This window comes from Paenibacillus sp. J22P169 (genome assembly GCF_059691995.1).
Window position 1 is genome coordinate 236,149 of record NZ_JCAUAO010000005.1, and the last position, 17,210, is coordinate 253,358.

17 protein-coding genes and 1 other annotated feature are annotated in these 17,210 nt (G+C 45.7%); of the genes, 16 read left to right on the plus strand and 1 reads right to left on the minus strand.

Annotated features, from left to right (window positions below; all coding sequences use genetic code 11):
* The first annotated feature begins 712 nt into the window (after positions 1 to 712).
* From AC58QG_RS23535 to leuS, 14 genes are all read left to right on the plus strand, one after another.
* Entirely contained in the window at positions 713 to 1,672 is a 960-nt protein-coding gene (locus AC58QG_RS23535; protein WP_497364551.1) for an AAA family ATPase, read from the plus strand.
* Positions 1,673 to 1,676: 4 nt separating this feature from the next.
* Complete coding sequence (locus AC58QG_RS23540; RefSeq protein WP_497364552.1) at positions 1,677 to 2,963, plus strand: DUF58 domain-containing protein; 1,287 nt, start codon at positions 1,677 to 1,679, stop codon at positions 2,961 to 2,963.
* Entirely contained in the window at positions 2,956 to 5,187 is a 2,232-nt protein-coding gene (locus AC58QG_RS23545) for a transglutaminase TgpA family protein (RefSeq protein WP_497364553.1), read from the plus strand. Before AC58QG_RS23540 ends, AC58QG_RS23545 begins: the two co-directional genes overlap by 8 nt.
* A 74-nt stretch (positions 5,188 to 5,261) precedes the next feature.
* On the plus strand, positions 5,262 to 6,038 hold the full coding sequence (locus AC58QG_RS23550; RefSeq protein ID WP_497364554.1) for an alpha/beta hydrolase: 777 nt from the start codon (positions 5,262 to 5,264) through the stop codon (positions 6,036 to 6,038).
* Positions 6,039 to 6,129: 91 nt separating this feature from the next.
* Entirely contained in the window at positions 6,130 to 6,624 is a 495-nt protein-coding gene (locus AC58QG_RS23555; RefSeq protein ID WP_497364555.1) for a YqeG family HAD IIIA-type phosphatase, read from the plus strand.
* Positions 6,625 to 6,632: 8 nt separating this feature from the next.
* Complete coding sequence (gene yqeH, locus AC58QG_RS23560; RefSeq protein WP_497364556.1) at positions 6,633 to 7,748, plus strand: ribosome biogenesis GTPase YqeH; 1,116 nt, start codon at positions 6,633 to 6,635, stop codon at positions 7,746 to 7,748.
* A gap of 17 nt (positions 7,749 to 7,765) precedes the next feature.
* Entirely contained in the window at positions 7,766 to 8,629 is an 864-nt protein-coding gene (aroE, locus tag AC58QG_RS23565; protein ID WP_497364557.1) for a shikimate dehydrogenase, read from the plus strand.
* A gap of 20 nt (positions 8,630 to 8,649) precedes the next feature.
* Entirely contained in the window at positions 8,650 to 8,943 is a 294-nt protein-coding gene (gene yhbY / locus AC58QG_RS23570; protein WP_497263838.1) for a ribosome assembly RNA-binding protein YhbY, read from the plus strand.
* 12 nt (positions 8,944 to 8,955) lie between these two features.
* Positions 8,956 to 9,543 (plus strand): nicotinate-nucleotide adenylyltransferase, encoded by a 588-nt coding sequence (nadD, locus tag AC58QG_RS23575; protein WP_497364558.1) that lies wholly within the window; start codon positions 8,956 to 8,958, stop codon positions 9,541 to 9,543.
* Positions 9,533 to 10,105 carry a bis(5'-nucleosyl)-tetraphosphatase (symmetrical) YqeK gene (yqeK, locus tag AC58QG_RS23580; RefSeq protein ID WP_497364559.1) on the plus strand — a complete coding sequence of 191 codons (573 nt, stop codon included), beginning with the start codon at positions 9,533 to 9,535 and terminating at the stop codon, positions 10,103 to 10,105. Before nadD ends, yqeK begins: the two co-directional genes overlap by 11 nt.
* Before the next feature lie 19 nt (positions 10,106 to 10,124).
* On the plus strand, positions 10,125 to 10,472 hold the full coding sequence (rsfS, locus tag AC58QG_RS23585; RefSeq protein ID WP_497364560.1) for a ribosome silencing factor: 348 nt from the start codon (positions 10,125 to 10,127) through the stop codon (positions 10,470 to 10,472).
* Positions 10,469 to 11,365, plus strand: coding sequence for a CvfB family protein (locus AC58QG_RS23590; RefSeq protein ID WP_497364561.1), 897 nt, complete (start codon positions 10,469 to 10,471; stop codon positions 11,363 to 11,365). The genes rsfS and AC58QG_RS23590 overlap by 4 nt, the downstream gene beginning before the upstream one ends.
* Before the next feature lies 1 nt (position 11,366).
* Positions 11,367 to 12,128 carry a class I SAM-dependent DNA methyltransferase gene (locus AC58QG_RS23595; protein WP_497364562.1) on the plus strand — a complete coding sequence of 254 codons (762 nt, stop codon included), beginning with the start codon at positions 11,367 to 11,369 and terminating at the stop codon, positions 12,126 to 12,128.
* Positions 12,129 to 12,200: 72 nt separating this feature from the next.
* Positions 12,201 to 12,443: a binding site (T-box leader), on the plus strand.
* An 80-nt stretch (positions 12,444 to 12,523) separates the two neighbouring features.
* Positions 12,524 to 14,983 carry a leucine--tRNA ligase gene (gene leuS / locus AC58QG_RS23600; RefSeq protein WP_497364563.1) on the plus strand — a complete coding sequence of 820 codons (2,460 nt, stop codon included), beginning with the start codon at positions 12,524 to 12,526 and terminating at the stop codon, positions 14,981 to 14,983.
* Positions 14,984 to 15,010: 27 nt separating this feature from the next.
* On the opposite strand, the gene comER is transcribed toward leuS, so the two are convergent.
* Positions 15,011 to 15,841 carry a late competence protein ComER gene (gene comER / locus AC58QG_RS23605; RefSeq protein WP_497364564.1) on the minus strand — a complete coding sequence of 277 codons (831 nt, stop codon included), beginning with the start codon at positions 15,839 to 15,841 and terminating at the stop codon, positions 15,011 to 15,013.
* Positions 15,842 to 16,000: 159 nt separating this feature from the next.
* Between comER and AC58QG_RS23610 the strand changes: the two genes are divergently transcribed.
* Positions 16,001 to 16,516 (plus strand): ComEA family DNA-binding protein, encoded by a 516-nt coding sequence (locus AC58QG_RS23610; protein ID WP_497364565.1) that lies wholly within the window; start codon positions 16,001 to 16,003, stop codon positions 16,514 to 16,516.
* Positions 16,517 to 16,620: 104 nt separating this feature from the next.
* A complete protein-coding gene (locus AC58QG_RS23615) occupies positions 16,621 to 17,133 on the plus strand; it encodes a deoxycytidylate deaminase (protein WP_497364566.1) in 513 nt (170 codons plus the stop codon).
* Positions 17,134 to 17,210 lie beyond the last annotated feature (77 nt).

Genomic DNA, 17,210 nt, shown 5'->3' on the forward strand with positions numbered 1-17,210 from the left:
ATCCTGTATGAGAAAATTAATGGAAAAACTACAGTTAATTCTTCGATTTTTGATGAAATTATGAGAAGGCCGGGGAATTAGCTGTATGAAATCCAGTTATTCGTAGTTTATCGCATGAATGAGCCGAATTAGCTGTATATTTTACATCTAATCCCCTATAAAACCATCAGGCACTCCATTTTGGCGACTCAACTAGCTAACGTAATCCTATTCAAATAACCAACTTTGTCGTAAACTCATCACGACCACATCGAAACTCTCACCATACTCTCACCGTAAACTCATCACTACCTCACCCTCACCATAATCTCATCTCAACCTCCCGAACTTCCAGCTAGATTAATCAGTTAACTCTCAATTCAACCTCCGTGAACTGCCTCCCAAGCCCCCCAATCAACACCAGAAATCCCCCATCTGTGTATCTTCAAATCCATTTCATGACTACCCACGAGCACAATTAATCTTACACTTGATTACGTGGGTAATTTTAACAAATAACTTTAGAGGATTTACAAGTATACGGAAGAAAAACTTTCCTGTAAACTAGATATACGTACATTTTTGTTTATTTTCTGATCCATACAGAAGATGAGGCAGGTTCGTACACAATAGCCATGTTTACGCATACATTTTTTCAACGTAGACACTGCTTTAAGCTAGTCCACCTATACAAAGTCAAGTTGACAAGCAAAACTCTAAGGAGGATCAACACATGGAAACTGCCACCCAGCATCATGTAGAAGTACTAGCTAGGCTGAAAGCAAATTTAGAATCATGTATTCTTGGCAAAAGCGCTGAAATTGAATTGTTGCTTACTGCGATGTTGGCAGGTGGTCATGTTCTGCTTGAGGATGTCCCAGGTACAGGTAAAACAGTGCTCATTAAAGCATTGGCGAAATCCATTAACGGGCAGTTCCGCCGTATTCAATGTAACCCGGACTTATTGCCAACAGATATAACTGGCGTATCTATATATCATCCCAAAGAAGAGAAATTCCTGTTCCGCTCTGGGCCGATCATGACAAATATTTTACTTGTGGATGAGATCAATCGTGCGACGACCAAAACGCAATCAGCCTTGCTGGAAGCGATGGAAGAGCAGCATATTACGGTAGATGGAGATTTGCATGAACTCCCATCTCCGTTCCTGATGCTAGCGACGCAGAATCCGATTGATTTTGAAGGCACCTATACGTTGCCAGAGGCTCAGTTGGATCGATTTATGATCAAGTTGAGTTTGGGCTACCCAAGTGAAGCAGCCGAGAAAATGATGATTGCTTCCCAAAGCAAGGTACATCCGATGGAGGCGCTGCAGGCCATTGTGGATACCAAGCAAGTTCTAGAGATTCAAGAGCAGGTTCGCCATGTACATCTGGATGAAGCTGTAGCCGACTACTTAGTTACGATTTCGAGAAAAACACGGGAGCATCACGCTGTCTTCCTCGGTGCGAGTCCTAGGGCTACACTTTCGCTAGTGTTAGCTTCCAAAGCCTACGCTTTCTTACATGGCCGTGATTATGTCATCCCGGATGATATTAAATATTTAGCTCCTTTTGTTCTGGGTCACCGTATGATTCTTCAAATGGAAGCGCGTATGGATGGTGTCAGCATTGCCTCTGTACTTGCTACGATTTTTGAGCAAGTACGGGTTCCGGTCAGATTGGAGAAGTGAGCCTATGAAACGACCGGTATTCAAACGATTCGGGGAACTCCCCCGGTTTCCGGCAGCTTTTTGGCTACTTGTAACGTGCTTGGCGGCTAGCTTGTTATTCATGCTGTATCAAGGTGGAAAGCTGGCCTCCATGTTGTTCATTACGATGTCATTTTTAACAGTGTATTTACTTTCTGGGAATTGGAGCGGGATCAAGCGAGTGCAAGGGACCCGCAAGCTGACCAATACAGGTTTAGAAGCCAAATTCGAGGCAGGACAATCCTTACAAATTCAGATCGGGCTCCAATTGCCAGGGTACTGGCCAGTACCTTATGTGATGATTAAAGATCAGCTCATTCGTCAGAATGGCGATGAATCCATATTCGAAGGGTCGATCGTGCCAGATTGGAAACGTCGAGGTGAATTCACCTATAGCACACCGCCACTTCGGAGAGGCTATTATCGCTTTGGGGAGACAGAGTGCTTAACAGAAGATATTTTCGGCTTTTTTCAGCACAAGGGTCGATTAGATCTGCAACAGCCGATTACTGTGTATCCGCAAACCGTTGCAATCCGCGAATGGGCGCAATTTCATCAGATGCTCAAAGGCATGCAGCACCACTCCACAGCCACTAGCGCGCATCGGGAAACAACGCAAATTAATGGTGTTCGTGAGTACATTTATGGTGATCGGCTTTCACGCATTCACTGGAACGCGACGGCTAAGACAGGAACCTGGAAGTCGAAGGAGTTCGAGCGGGAATCATTGCCGAAAACCATTGTTTTACTAGACCGAACTGCACGTGCGTACCGTGATGCCGCCGAATTTGAATTGGCGGTGTCGGTTGCAGCTTCCTTATTCCGATACGGTACTGGACGTGAAATGTCGCTGGGCTTATTGTCGATCGGCAAAGAGTTCACCTATTTTGAACCGAAACACAGTCAGCATCATTACAAGGAAATTGTTAAACATCTCGTTGGTGTCGATGCGGATGGTTATCAATCCTTGAGTCGAATTTTGAAGGAACGCTCGCAGGAGTGGCCTGCAGGCAGCTTAATCGTGCTCATATCTCCGCAAAAAGGTAGTGCGATGCTGCAAATGTTTCAGCAAATGGCGCTGCTTCAAATGAAGCCTTGTCATATTTGGATTCATGCTCAAGATGACCATACCTTTGGACCACTGGGCGTCGAGCACATCTCCACGCATGAGGATTACATTAAGGCGATTCGCTCACAAGGCTATATGGGGTATGAGGTAAGTCAATTAACGGACTTGCCTAACCTTCTGGGAGGGGCGAAACGGTATGCCTAACACATGGTGGAGCAGACTCCTTCTCAAGGATTGGGCGATGCGCGTATCGGCGATCTTCGTTGGTATATTCCTTTATCAATTTTTGATTTGGATTATGAAAGAAGATGGTTTGTGGCTTCCAGAGACAGTTTCTTTCGTAACATGGACCTTGGTCCTTATTACAGCGACCTATTGTATTCCCAAAATGAAAGATGGCTGGCGAGCCTTTCTCCAATTCGTTCTTATTATTTGGTTCCATGGTTTGGGAATGGGTTATCATTGGGTATCCGTTCATATTACAACCTGGAAGGAAGCACTACGGTGGATTGGACTCAACGCGGGGCAGCTTGAACCGTATATCTGGTTTAGTTTAAGTGCGTGGATCATTTATTTATTCGCCATGTGGTCCGTGCAATCAAGGTTTCGTATCGTCGTCCTTATTTTTGTAAGCATTTTGTTTTTTGCCGTTCGGGATTCGTTCAGTATGATTTTCCTATGGCCTCAAGTGGCGATGATACTGCTGTGCGGATTCTTGCTCCTAATCGTGAGACATTTCTCACAGCTGAAGAAAAAAGCACCAGACGTGTGGGAAACGATTTCCGACTACCCGTCTTCATTCGCTGTTCCTATCCTGATTTTGATTGGAGTAATTGCTTTAGCTGGCGTATTCGCTCCAACGGTGAATCCAATTCTGACGGATCCGTATACAGCTTGGAAAGTAAGTCGTGGAGAACCAGTGCCATTGCTTGGCAAAGGGGTTAGCATTGTATCTTCGACCATGGATGCTTCATCAGGTTATAGCCGAGATGATAGCCGCCTAGGCGGGGGCTTTCGATTCGATTATACGCCGGTAATGACGATTGAATCTAGCAAACGTACTTATTTCCGTGGTGAAACGAGATCCATGTATAACGGAAAAGGTTGGGAGCTTGGACCGACGGAGAAGAGACTGCCGATGTTTCGGGTGAATTTAAATCCGTTACCACTGGATCCACGTTTTAACGTTTCGCAATTAAAAACAGCGGAAGTGACACAAAGTGTTGTGATGGATCGAGAAGAGGTATTCCCAGTATTATTCGGGGGCTATGCCATTCAGAAGATCGTAGGAATCAATCAAGGTGAGAATCAGTTCCAGCGTATTATCTGGTCACCGCGACAATCTGAGCTTCGTTTCACGGGACGAACGAATTATCCGAAAGATTATTCGATCGTTACGCAAGAACCGATTCTAGAGGAAGATCTCCTCCGCAAAACGGAGCAAGATTTCACAAACAAGCCGGAATGGGCAGAGTATTTACAAATACCTGCTGATTTGCCCGAGCGAGTGAAGCAGCTAGCTCTGGATATTACGAAGAATGCATCAAACCCCTATGATAAAGCGAAGTCGATCGAGAAGTATTTGTCCGAGAATTTCCCCTATACGAATACACCGGACGAAACAAAGGGGAAAAGCAAGGACTTTGTGGATCGCTTCCTATTCGAAGTGAAGCAAGGGTATTGTGATTATTACTCAACAGCCATGGCAGTCCTGACACGTTCGATTGGTTTGCCTACACGCTGGGTGAAAGGTTATTCCTCTGGAGCCTCGTCGATAACGGATGAGATTCGTGAGCAGGGTATCTTGAGTCTGCTTGGAACAACGATAGATGTAGATGGTGCTGGCACGTATACGATTCGCAACTCGGATGCGCACTCTTGGGTAGAAGTTTACTTTGAAGGCTTTGGCTGGATTTCTTTTGAACCTACCTCCGGCTTTGTACTGCCAAATGTATTCCCGGAAGCGACACCACCACCCGAAGACTTAACAACGGATACGGAACCAAGCACTACACCAGAAGAAACGACTGAAGCAACAAGCCTCACATGGCTTTGGCTGACGCTAAGCAGTGTAGTTGTCGTAGGACTTCTAACTGTCGCTGTATTTTTCTTGCTAAGAAGTGAAGCGTGGCACAACTGGCGCGCTCGTAGGAAACAGCAGCAAGTCGTGAATTTCAATCAGAAAATTGTTGTTGAGTTTGAAAGAATGCTTCGATCATCTCGTCGCAAAGGGTATACGCGATACGAGTATGAAACTGTGCGTGAAGCAACAACCAGGTGGTCATCACAGAGTAAGTGGTTGAAGAAAGAACTTGACGCATTGATCGAACTGTTTGAACGTGCGAAATACAGTCAATTAGCTGTGTCCGAAATCGAATATCAACAAGCGAATCAATTAATTCTGCGAGTAAAAGAACAAATGAAATAGAACAAATGAAATAATAAAACGAAGCCACTCTCCGTTTACGGAGGGTGGCTTCCTACGAGAGGAGATTTATTCAAATGGCGTTTATCGATTGTCATTTTCACTCAGAATCCCTTGGCGTTGCTGCTTCCATGCATGTAATATTACCTCAGGTTGCCAAAAGTCAAATTGGGCTGGCCTCACGCGCTTTCGGTGGCAAGCACCCTACATTGTTACTGCTGCATGGCTTGTCAGATGACCATACGATGTGGATGCGGAGAACCTCCATTGAGCGTTATGCTTCTCAGCTTGGTATTGCGGTCATCATGCCTGCGGTGAATCGCAGCTTTTATGCCGACATGGCGTCAGGACCAAAATATTGGGAATTTATTAGTGAAGAATTGCCATTGCTAGCCAGATCATTTTTCCCATTAGCTGAAGAACGAGAGTTGAACTACGTGGCAGGTCTTTCTATGGGCGGATATGGTGCTCTGAAGCTGGCGCTTTCGCATCCGGATCGCTATGCAGCAGGGGCAAGTTTGTCTGGTGCAGTTGATATTGTTGAGAGAGCTGCTGCTTTTCCAAATGATTTTCAATTGATTTTTGGCGATGTCTCTACGATTAAAAATAGTCCCAATGATTTGTTTTATCTGGCTGACCAGCTCGTTACGAGTAAACAAGAAAGACCGCAACTCTATCAATGCTGCGGCACTGAAGATTTTCTATATGAGGATAATATTCGATTCCGAGATTATTGCCGTTCTCAGGGATTGCAAATCACCTATGAAGAAGAGTCTGCCACACATGAATGGGGTTACTGGGATCGCAAAATTCAACGCGTTTTAGACTGGTTGCCGTTGCCAACTAGAGCCTAGTAGGAAAATATGTTCTTTTCTTTTTGCAACAAACGAGGCACTGTGATATAGTTTCACGTATATGTCAAGGAAGCAGTTGGAGGGAATTTGTTTGCTGAAAAAGCTTGTACCCAGACAGTCTGTTCATACGATTTACGATATTGATGCCAATCACCTGTGGGGATTCGGTATTCGCGGAATTATAACGGATCTTGATAATACACTTGTTGGTGCACGCGATCCACATGCGACGCCTGAGTTAATAGAATGGCTGAATCATTTGCAACAGATCGGCTTCAAAGTTGTCATTGTGTCGAATAATCATCATAACAGGGTATCGACCTTTGCAAAGCCACTGGGCATTCCGTTTATTCACCGTGCCAAAAAGCCGACGAATGCTTCCTTCCATAAAGCGATGAAGTTGCTTGGAACGAGTGCGCGACAGACGACTGTTATCGGGGATCAAATGCTGACAGATGTGCTTGGCGGCAATCGAATGGGGCTATATACGATCCTCGTTCAACCCATCTCAAGGAAAGATGAAGGCTTCTTCACGAAAGTGAACCGCCTAATTGAGAAATGGGCTCTAGCAAGGATGAAGAATTAGGAGGTTTCATGAGTACAGAAACAATACAACATTGCGCGGGTTGCGGCATTGGGCTGCAAACAGAAGACAAAACTAAACTGGGCTTTATTCCAGAGGCTGCCTTGTTGAAGGAGCCTTTGATTTGCCAGCGTTGTTACCGGATTAAGCATTATAATGAGTCTTCGAGTATTACCCTTCAACAGGACGACTTCCTGAAATTATTAGGACATGTTGGTCAAACGAAGGCGTTAGTCGTGAAAATCGTGGATATTTTTGATTTTGAAGGCAGTATGATTAGCTCACTTGCCCGATTTATTGGGAACAACCCGGTTTTGCTCGTAGTTAACAAGATCGATTTACTGCCGAAAGTGACGAATGCCAACAAGATCATCAACTGGGTGCAGCGCAGAGTGAAGGAAGAGAACCTCAAGGTTGTTGATATCGTGCTTTGCAGCGCGAAGAAAAACATCGGTTTCGACCGGGTTATTACAGCTGTACAAGAATACCGCGGCAATATGGACGTGTACGTGGTTGGTGCAACGAACGTAGGGAAATCGACGTTAATTAATCGCCTTATCAGTGATTACAGTGATTTGGAAGCCGAATTAACGACGTCGCAATATCCGGGAACTACGCTTGATTTGGTCAAAATTCCACTTGATGATGGCAAATTCATTATTGATACGCCTGGGATTGTGTACAAACATCGCTTGACTGAGGTTGTAAAGAAGCGTGATTTAACACCGCTAATGCCAGACAAACCTCTTAAACCGATGGTGTTTCAACTAAACGAAGCGCAGACCTTATTTTTTGGTGCGTTAGTTCGGTTTGATTTTATCCAAGGAGAGCATCAATCCTTCACTTGCTACACGTCAAATGCCATTCAGATTCATCGTACGAAGTTGGAACGGGCTGATAACTTGTATGAAGAACACAAAGGTGTCATGCTGACGCCACCTCAAGCTGGTGATCTTGAAGAGCTTCCGAAGCTGGTTAAGCATCCGCTGCACATTCCTAAGGGGAAACAGATGGATGTGCTGATCTCTGGTTTAGGCTGGATTAAAGTGAATAGTTTAGCAGGTGCGGAGCTTGCAGTTCATGCACCGAAAGGCATTAAAGTCATTACACGGGAGTCGTTGATTTAGGGGGCATTGGGGAGATCATGGAGAAACTTGTGACGACGATCGATAGTCATACGGTACTATACGGGGTATTCGGGGATCCTATTCGGCATTCTCGTTCTCCAATCATGTTGAATCGCGCTTTTCAGGAAGCAGGGATCAATGGGGTATATGCAGCTTTTCACGTAAAGCCTGATGAGCTTGGAGACGCAGTTCGTGGCATAAAAGCTCTGGGCTATCGCGGAGTGAATGTGACCATTCCACATAAAGTAGATGTGATGAACTACCTCGATGAGATCGATGAAGGGGCTAGGATCGTTGGCGCAGTCAACACCATTGTAAATGAGAATGGTAAGCTCAAAGGCTTTAATACGGATGGGATTGGGTACGTCCGTTCTTTGAAGGAAGAGACGGGCATCGAGCTCACAGGAAAACGTGTGCTTCTACTAGGCGCAGGCGGCGCGGCAAGAGGTGTTGCCTATGCACTAGCCAAAGAAGGTGCGAGCTGTATATATATTGCGAATCGGACCAAAGAGCGTGCTGTCGAACTTGCAGCCACAATTGGCGCCTTCACTGAAACCGTAGGTTTAGGGATGGATGAGCTGGAGAATGTTGTGGACAATGTTGAATTCGTGCTGAATACGACTTCCGCTGGTATGCATCCTAACGTAGATGAGCTCCCTTTACCGCTTCACCTGCTTCGACCTCACCACCTAGTTAGTGATCTTATTTATAATCCTCGAATCACGAGATTTCTTCGTGAAGCGGAAGCTATAGGGGCTCGCATTCATGGCGGGCTCGGCATGTTTATTTATCAAGGCGCTTATGCCTTCGAGTATTGGACGGGTACCCCTGCGCCGGTTGCGGAGATGAGACAGGTGGTAGAACAGTCGTTAACTGAATAAGAATGAATAGAGGGACATCCATGTTATCAGGCAAACAGAAAAGATATTTGCGCTCTTTGGCGCACCATGTAGATCCAATTTTTCAAGTAGGTAAAGGTGGCGTGAATGAGCATTTGATTCGTCACATCCAAGAAGCGATTGAAGTTCGTGAACTGATCAAAATTACGGTACTCAACAACAGTGGTGAAGATCGACAAGAAGTCGGAGCTGAATTATCCGAAAAATCTGGCGCAGAGCTTGTTCAGGTTATTGGGAAGATTGTCGTGCTGTACAAAGAATCCCGTGACAATAAGAAGATTGAACTGCCGCGCTAATGAGGTGGACGTATGCTTGTCGGAATTATGGGAGGCACGTTCGATCCCATTCATACCGGTCATTTAATCGCAGCTGAACGTGCGAGGGTGGAAGGGGGCTTGGACGAGGTATGGCTGATGCCTGCTAACGTCCCGCCGCATAAGCCTAATGCTCCGAAGGGAACGAGCCAGCAGCGTTGGGAGATGGTTTGCCTTGCTGCAGAAGGCAATCCTTTTTTTCGTCCTGTCGATATCGAAATTAACAAAGGCGGCGTATCATATAGTATCGATACGATCGAGCTGTTGAAAACGCAATATCCGGACATCGCGTTCTCTTATATTATTGGCGCGGATATGGTTCAGTATTTGCCGCAGTGGCATCGCATCGATGACATCGTGCGGCATATTCATTTTATCGGATTGGCCAGACCTGGTTATGAGCTGGACTTGACACAGCTTCCCGAACATATACGAAACCGAGTGAAGCTTGTTCCGATGCCCCTCGTTGAAATTTCATCGACAGCTATTCGGGCGTTGAGACAGAAGAGGGACCCTGTCAGGTATCTTGTGCCAGATAAGGTTGGGCAATTCATGGAGGTGAACCGCTTATATGAAACGTGAAGACCTAATGGCAGCAGTGAAAGAGCAAATGCCGGAGCGGCGTTGGCAGCACACGCTTGGTGTTATGGAAACGAGCGTCATGCTGGCAGAACGATTTGGCGGTGATGCGGTCAAAGCGGATGTCGCAGCGATTTTGCACGACTATTGCAAGTATTGGCCTATTCAAGAGCAAGCTAAGATTATTCGTGAGAACGATTTACCGCAAGACTTATTAGATTTCGATAAAGAGCTGTGGCATTCGCACGCAGGTGCTTTCATCGCGAAGACACAATTCGGAATCGACGACGAGGAAATTTTGGATGCAATCAGGTATCATACATCCGGTCGCGAACAGATGACACAGCTAGACAAAATTGTTTGCTTGGCGGATTATATGGAGCCAGGTCGTGATTTCCCCGGGGTCGAATTGATTCGTGAGCTTGCGAAGACAAGTCTCGAACGCGCATTGGTTGCCGGCTTTGATTCCACGATCAGCTTCTTGATATCCAAAGGAAAGCGCATTTATCCACTAACAATTCTAACTCGGAATGATTTATTGGAACAAATCCAAATACACACCTAATGACATGGAGGATGATTGCATGAGTAAAAACCCAGAAGAAATATTAGCATTCGTTGTTGAGGCAGCGGAAGACAAAAAAGCGGCAGATATCGTTAGCTTGAATTTGAAAGGCGTATCCCTGATTGCGGATTATTTCGTTATTTGCCACGGGAATTCGGAAACACAAGTCCAAGCTATTGCAAGCGAGGCTCGTAAAAAAGCACATGAATATGGTGTTCATATTAGAGGCTATGAAGGGATAGATACAGCAAGATGGGTGCTGCTTGATCTAGGAGACGTCGTACTCCACGTTTTCCATCGTGATGACCGCGAATACTATAATATCGAGAGACTTTGGTCCGATGCTAAAGTTGTGGAGCGCGTATGAGAATGGAAGCAGGATCCCTTGTTACCCTCGAGGTAGCAAGGGAAGTTCCGCCTAACGGCTTTTTCCTGAGTGACGGTTACCAAGATTTTCTGCTGCCTTATGCAGAGATCGTAGGTAATCGAATTAGTCCGGGGGATAAAGTGGAGGTATTCTTATTCCACGATACGCAAGATCGGATCATGGCCACCATGAAACGCCCACTTCTGACCATGGGTCAGGTTGGGCTTCTAGAGGTTGTTGATATTCACCCGCGTTTCGGCTATTTCTTAGAAATGGGTTTAGGACGTCATCTGCTGTTACCTTATCGACATGTGCCTGAATTAGAAGAGCTCAGACCACAAGTTGGGGACAAGGTGTTTGCAACGCTTGCACACGATCGCCAAGGCCGATTGATCGCGAAGCTGGCGCTTGAAGAAGACTTAGCTCCGCTATGTGTTAGAGCTCCGTCGAGTTGGACCAACCAATGGGTGAAAGCTCGCGTCTATCGACCTCTGCAAATGGGGACCTTCGTCATTTGTGAAGCAGGTGTCCTAGGGTATGGTGTCATCGGGCTTATCATCCCACAAGAGCGGACACGTTTACTTCGCGTTGGTGAGCAAGTTGATGTAAGGATTGCCTTCGTCCGTGAAGAAGATGGACGAGTTAACCTATCAATGAGACTTCCAAAGGAAAAAGGACGCGACGAGGATGCGGAACGCATTTTAGAAGTGCTTCGTGAACGTCCGGGGAATGCGATGCCATTTTCGGATAAAACGCAGGCAGATATTATTAAGGATAAATTCGGCCTAAGTAAAGCGGCATTTAAACGTGCTTTAGGTAAGCTTATGAAAGATGGGCTCATCTATCAGGAAGCAGATTGGACTTATCTGAAACCAGAGGAGACGCAAGGCTGAAATGAGTTATGAAAAATTCGCCTATACGTACGATCGCTTGATGAACAGCATGCCTTATGAGGACTGGCTGCGGTTCGTGAAAGAAAGTTTTGATCGCTTTGAAATAAAGCCAACAACACTCGTTGATCTAGGTTGCGGGACAGGCAATTTAACCATTCCCTTAGCTGCCGAAGGTTTGCAGGTGACGGGGATTGATCTCTCCGAGGATATGTTAGCAGTTGCCGAGCAGAAGCATAGTGAACAACCCAGTCAGCCTCGCGGCAGTAGCATTCGTTGGATTCAACAGGATATACGAGAATGGGAGCTTGGCGAGGAAGTCGATGTTGCCATTTCATTTTGTGATAGTCTGAATTATTTACTTGAGGAAGAGGATATTGTAGATGCTTTCCGTCAGACATGGGCGGGACTCAAGCCAGGTGGGTTATTCCTCTTCGATGTTCATACGCAAGAGCAATTGTTTGCCTATGCGGATTCTCAGCCTTTTTTTCTAAATGAAGATGATGTTGCTTACATATGGACTAGTGAGCTAGATGAGGAACGCGTTCAGATTGAACATGATTTAACGATCTTTGTTAAGGACAATGGGCAGCAGGAAACCTTCCGCCGCATTGATGAAACGCACGAACAACGAGCGTATCCTTTGAAGTGGCTTGAACAGATGCTGATCGAGGCAGGCTTTCGTGAGGTTCATCAAGCGGCAGACTTTACGTGGGAGCAGCCAACTGATCAGACAGAGCGAGCTTTCTTTGTTGCGATAAAATAATACGGATGAGGGTTCGCCCGTGGCTTGACAGTGCGGCATTATTTTACATATAATCAAAGCTAATCAGTTGTATGGAAAGCTTAGATGAGGAATAGTACCTTGTACAGCATCTTTCAGAGAGTCGGAGCTAGGGTGTGAGCCGGCAGATGTTAGTCTTGAGAACTCGCCTCGGAGCTAGAAGGTGAACCGCTTGATCCTAGATCAGTGCGCTAGCTGGATCGTCTCACCCGCGTTAAGGGGCAGAGTGAACACAGGTGAAGAACGCCTTGTGTTAACTAGGGTGGTACCACGGGAATTATACCTCTCGTCCCTAGCGATATCCGCTAGCGATGTGAGGTTTTTTTGTGCGTATAGGCATACATGAGCAGAGAGCAACTTGAAGGAGGATATAAGTCATGACACAGGAATTGAAAGAAACGAAGGAACAACAAGGCTACAATCCGCAAGCGATTGAACCGAAGTGGCAGGCATACTGGGATGCAAAGAAAACATTTAAGGTACTGGAAAATTCGGATAAACCGAAATTTTATGCCTTGGATATGTTCCCATACCCATCAGGCGCAGGCTTGCACGTAGGACATCCGGAAGGCTACACAGCAACAGATATCGTTTCCCGTTTCAAACGGATGAGAGGCTTTAACGTGCTTCATCCAATGGGCTGGGATGCGTTCGGACTTCCAGCTGAGCAATACGCTCTAGACACAGGGAATGACCCGCGCGAATTTACAAAGAAAAACATTGATACCTTCCGCCGTCAAATTAAGTCACTTGGATTCTCATATGATTGGGATCGGGAGATTAGTACGACGGATCCAGAGTATTACAAATGGACACAGTGGATTTTCATCCAGTTGTACAATAAAGGACTTGCTTACGTCGATGAAGTACCAGTTAACTGGTGTCCGGCTCTAGGTACTGTACTTGCTAATGAGGAAGTCATTGACGGATTAAGTGAACGTGGTAACCATCCGGTTATTCGGAAACCGATGCGTCAGTGGATTTTGAGAATTACGGAGTACGCGGAGCGTTTACTTGAAGACCTTGAGGAACTTGATTGGTCCGAAAGCATTAAGGATATGCAACGTAACTGGATTGGGAAATCAACGGGTGCTGAGGTTCAGTTCGCGATTGAAGGTCATGCTGAGAAAAGCCTAACGGTTTTCACAACACGTCCAGATACACTTTTCGGTGCAACTTATTGTGTATTAGCGCCTGAGCATGAGCTTGTCCAGCAGATTACGACAGAAGATCAAGTTGCTGCGATTAAAGAATATCAAGAGAAAGCTTCACGCAAGAGCGATTTGGAACGTACAGATTTGGCGAAAGACAAATCCGGTGTGTTCACAGGTGCTTATGCGATCAATCCAGTAAATGACACTAAAGTGCCAATTTGGATCGCTGATTATGTACTTGGCGGTTACGGTACAGGCGCAATTATGGCGGTTCCAGGTCACGATCAACGCGACTGGGAGTTTGCGAAACAATTTGATTTGCCAATTATCGAAGTTGTTCAAGGCGGAGATGTGGAGAAGGAAGCCTATGCTGGCGATGGCAAGCATGTGAATTCCGGTCCAATCGATGGATTGAACATTGAGCAAGGCATCAGCCATATGATCGCTTGGTTGGAGCAAAATGGCAAAGGCCGCGGCAAAGTAACGTATCGCTTGAGAGACTGGTTGTTCAGCCGTCAACGTTACTGGGGTGAGCCGATTCCGATTCTTCACCTTGAGGATGGCACGATGAAGCCTGTTCCTGTAGACCAGCTGCCGTTACTACTTCCGCAAGTGGATGAAATCAAACCATCCGGTACTGGCGAATCACCGCTAGCCAACGTATCTGAATGGGTGAATACGATTGACCCAGAAACGGGTATGAAAGCTCGCCGCGAAACGAACACCATGCCACAATGGGCGGGCAGTTGCTGGTATTACCTTCGTTTCATCGATCCGAAGAATGATCAAGCTTTCTGCTCGGATGAGCTGCAGAAGCAATGGTTGCCGGTTGATCTTTACATTGGTGGAGCGGAGCATGCGGTTCTTCACTTGCTATATGCGCGTTTCTGGCATAAAGTGCTTTACGATCTAGGCTTTGTTCATACGAAAGAGCCGTTCCATAAGCTTGTTAACCAAGGGATGATTCTTGGTGAGAACATGGAGAAAATGAGTAAATCACGCGGAAATGTAGTGAATCCGGATGACATCGTGAGCGATCAAGGTGCGGATACACTTCGTATTTATGAAATGTTCATGGGGCCGTTGGAAGCGACAAAACCTTGGAATACAACAGGTGTAGATGGGATCTACCGTTTCTTGAACCGTGTGTGGAGACTGTTCGTTGATGACAACGGTCAGATTCATACGAAAATTAGCGGGGATGAAACGCTGGGCAGCGATACATTCAAACGCACGTGGCACCGTTCGATTAAGAAAATTACTGAGGATTTCGACGCACTTCGCTTCAATACAGCGATTAGCCAAATGATGATTTTCGTGAATGAAGCTTACAAAACAGAGCGTCTACCACTTGAAGCGATGAAGAATTTCGTGCAAATGCTTTCTCCGATCGCTCCGCATTTAGCAGAAGAGCTATGGGAGAAGTTGGGCGGCGTGGAATCCATTACGTACGAAGCGTGGCCAGGTTATGATGAAGCTTGGACCGTAGATAATGAAATCGAAATCGTTGTCCAGATCAATGGGAAGATCGTTGACCGCGTCATGATTTCGAAGGATACAGATGAAGCTGCAATGGAGAAAATGGCTTTTGAACTCGACAAAGTCAAAGAAGCGACCGCCGAAAAGGCCGTTCGCAAATTGATTGTTGTGAAGGGTAAATTAGTCAATATCGTTGTAGGATAAGAACATAAAGATTAAGCATTGAGAGGGCTATTGCTGCTTTAAGGTAAAGAGCTGCTCAGCCTTCTCAATGTCTTCTTCATATTTAGCATGAGTCGCATTAATCAATTGAGAGAAAACCCCACAAAGTTCCTTTTCCAAAATACGCAAGCCTTCCGCAGTAATACCCCCAGGAACAGATACCCGTTTTTGTAAGCTGATAGGGTTGAAGCCTCCCGTTGTAAGCAATTTCCCTGTACCTAAAGTCATCTCACTGGCAAGCAGTGTAGCTTCTTCAGCAGAAATACCCGTTTCCTCCACAGCAGCATCAATAAAGGCTTGGATAAAGCTAGCTAGAAAAGCAGGGCCACAGCTGGATAAATCAGATGAAATTCTCGTATAATTTTCGGATACACGTATGGGCGTCGAGATATGTGTGAAAATATTTTCAAGCCATTCTTTATCTTCAGGCTGCATACGATTTCCATGAATACATAATGTAGCACCACTTAGTACGTAATTTGTGATACTAGGTATGATTTTACTTATTTTGGCAGGTAATAGTCCTTCCAAATGCTTAATCAGGATAGGGCTCGTGATTGATATTATAAATTGAGAGGGAAGCACGTCCTCTTTGATTTCATCAATAACCTTTTTGAATTCAGATGGTTTCACACAAAGGAAAATCAAATCACTTCCGCGCACGACTTCACGATTCGTTTCTGCCACTTGCAGGCCAGGATAGTTCTCCGCAATTAGTTCAACTTTACGTAATGTTCGATTGCTAGCGATAATTTGCTCGGGATTGAATGCCCCGGAATGAATGAATGCTTCAATCAGAATACTTCCCATACTCCCAGTACCGATGAATCCAGCTTTCATCAAGTTATCCCTCCCGATAAAATCAGTCTTTATACGAAAAACAACCTAAAAGCGCGGTTGCACAGCCAGCAGTCATTGGGACGCTTTTTCATGTATATGGTTGCTCATACGCAAATATGCTAAGAAAGAAGGTAGTCTGTGGATTTTATTGGAAATAGAATGAAGAGAATCCTGCTGCTCCTTGGCATTGTCTCCCTTTTTGTCTGGATTGTTTGGCCATTTCTCCGTGGAGGGCAACCAACGATACAAACGGCGTTCATGCCGATCAATACACAGATGGAGGCATTACTAGGGCAAGAAGTCAATGAGAAAAAAGAAATGGCAACAAAAGCTTCTCCAGTTGCTGCTTTAAAAGATGCGGCAACGCCGAAGGCGAGTATGACATCTCCGAAGGCAAGTTCGACAACGACATCTATTCCAGAAGCAGCATCGTCTTCTATAGAGACTCGAAACACACCAACTGCAGGGCAAGATGGACGCTTAGATTTGAACACGGCTACGTTAGCACAGCTGGATAAGCTGCCAGGGATCGGTGAAAGTAAGGCCAAAGCTATTCTGGAGTATCGTACAAAGAAAGGGAGCTTTAAGCGAGTTGAAGAACTTATGGAAGTAAAAGGCATTGGTGAGAAAATGGTCGAAAAGCTTAAGGGCTTATTGTTCGTGGCGCCAAGCTAGCTTATCTTTTAATTTCTAGTGAAATATGAGAAAATACTAGAAATAGTTTTGCTTTCGAATAGAGTAACTAGAATAACCGAGTCATCAGGAGGGAGTCCATCATCATGAGCATCCGGAAAGATTGGGATACGTATTTTCTAGATATCGCTTATATGGCTTCCACACGCTCGCGATGCAATCGTAGACATGTTGGGGCAGTCCTTGTACAGGGGAAAAAGCTGCTAGGCACAGCTTATAACGGAGCTCCAATGGGCGTGGCGGATTGTACGGAAGCGGGCTGCATGCTCGTGGAAGAGATTGAGTTGAAGGTCGTTGCCGATGTAGAAGAGGTCGTACGTAAGCACCGTTGCATTCGTACCATCCATGCTGAGCAGAACTTGCTGCTGTTTACCGATCGCGAGGATCGCGAAGGATCTACCGTTTATGTTACGGATCAACCATGCTGGACCTGTGCGAATATGTTAGCCAATAGCGGCGTAACCGAAATTGTGTTTCATCGGGGGTATCCGAAGGATCATGAAAAGGTTAGTCAACTAATGGGTGCGAGAGGGATTTCGTTTCGTCAGATGACAGGCTATGAGCCACCTGCGGGCACGGTTTCAGAGGTCGTGAACTAAATAGTGAGTTATGAGAGGAAGAACCTCTCTCTAGAAGCAGCCGTATGGGTGCGCTAGGGGGGGGGTTTTTTGTTGCC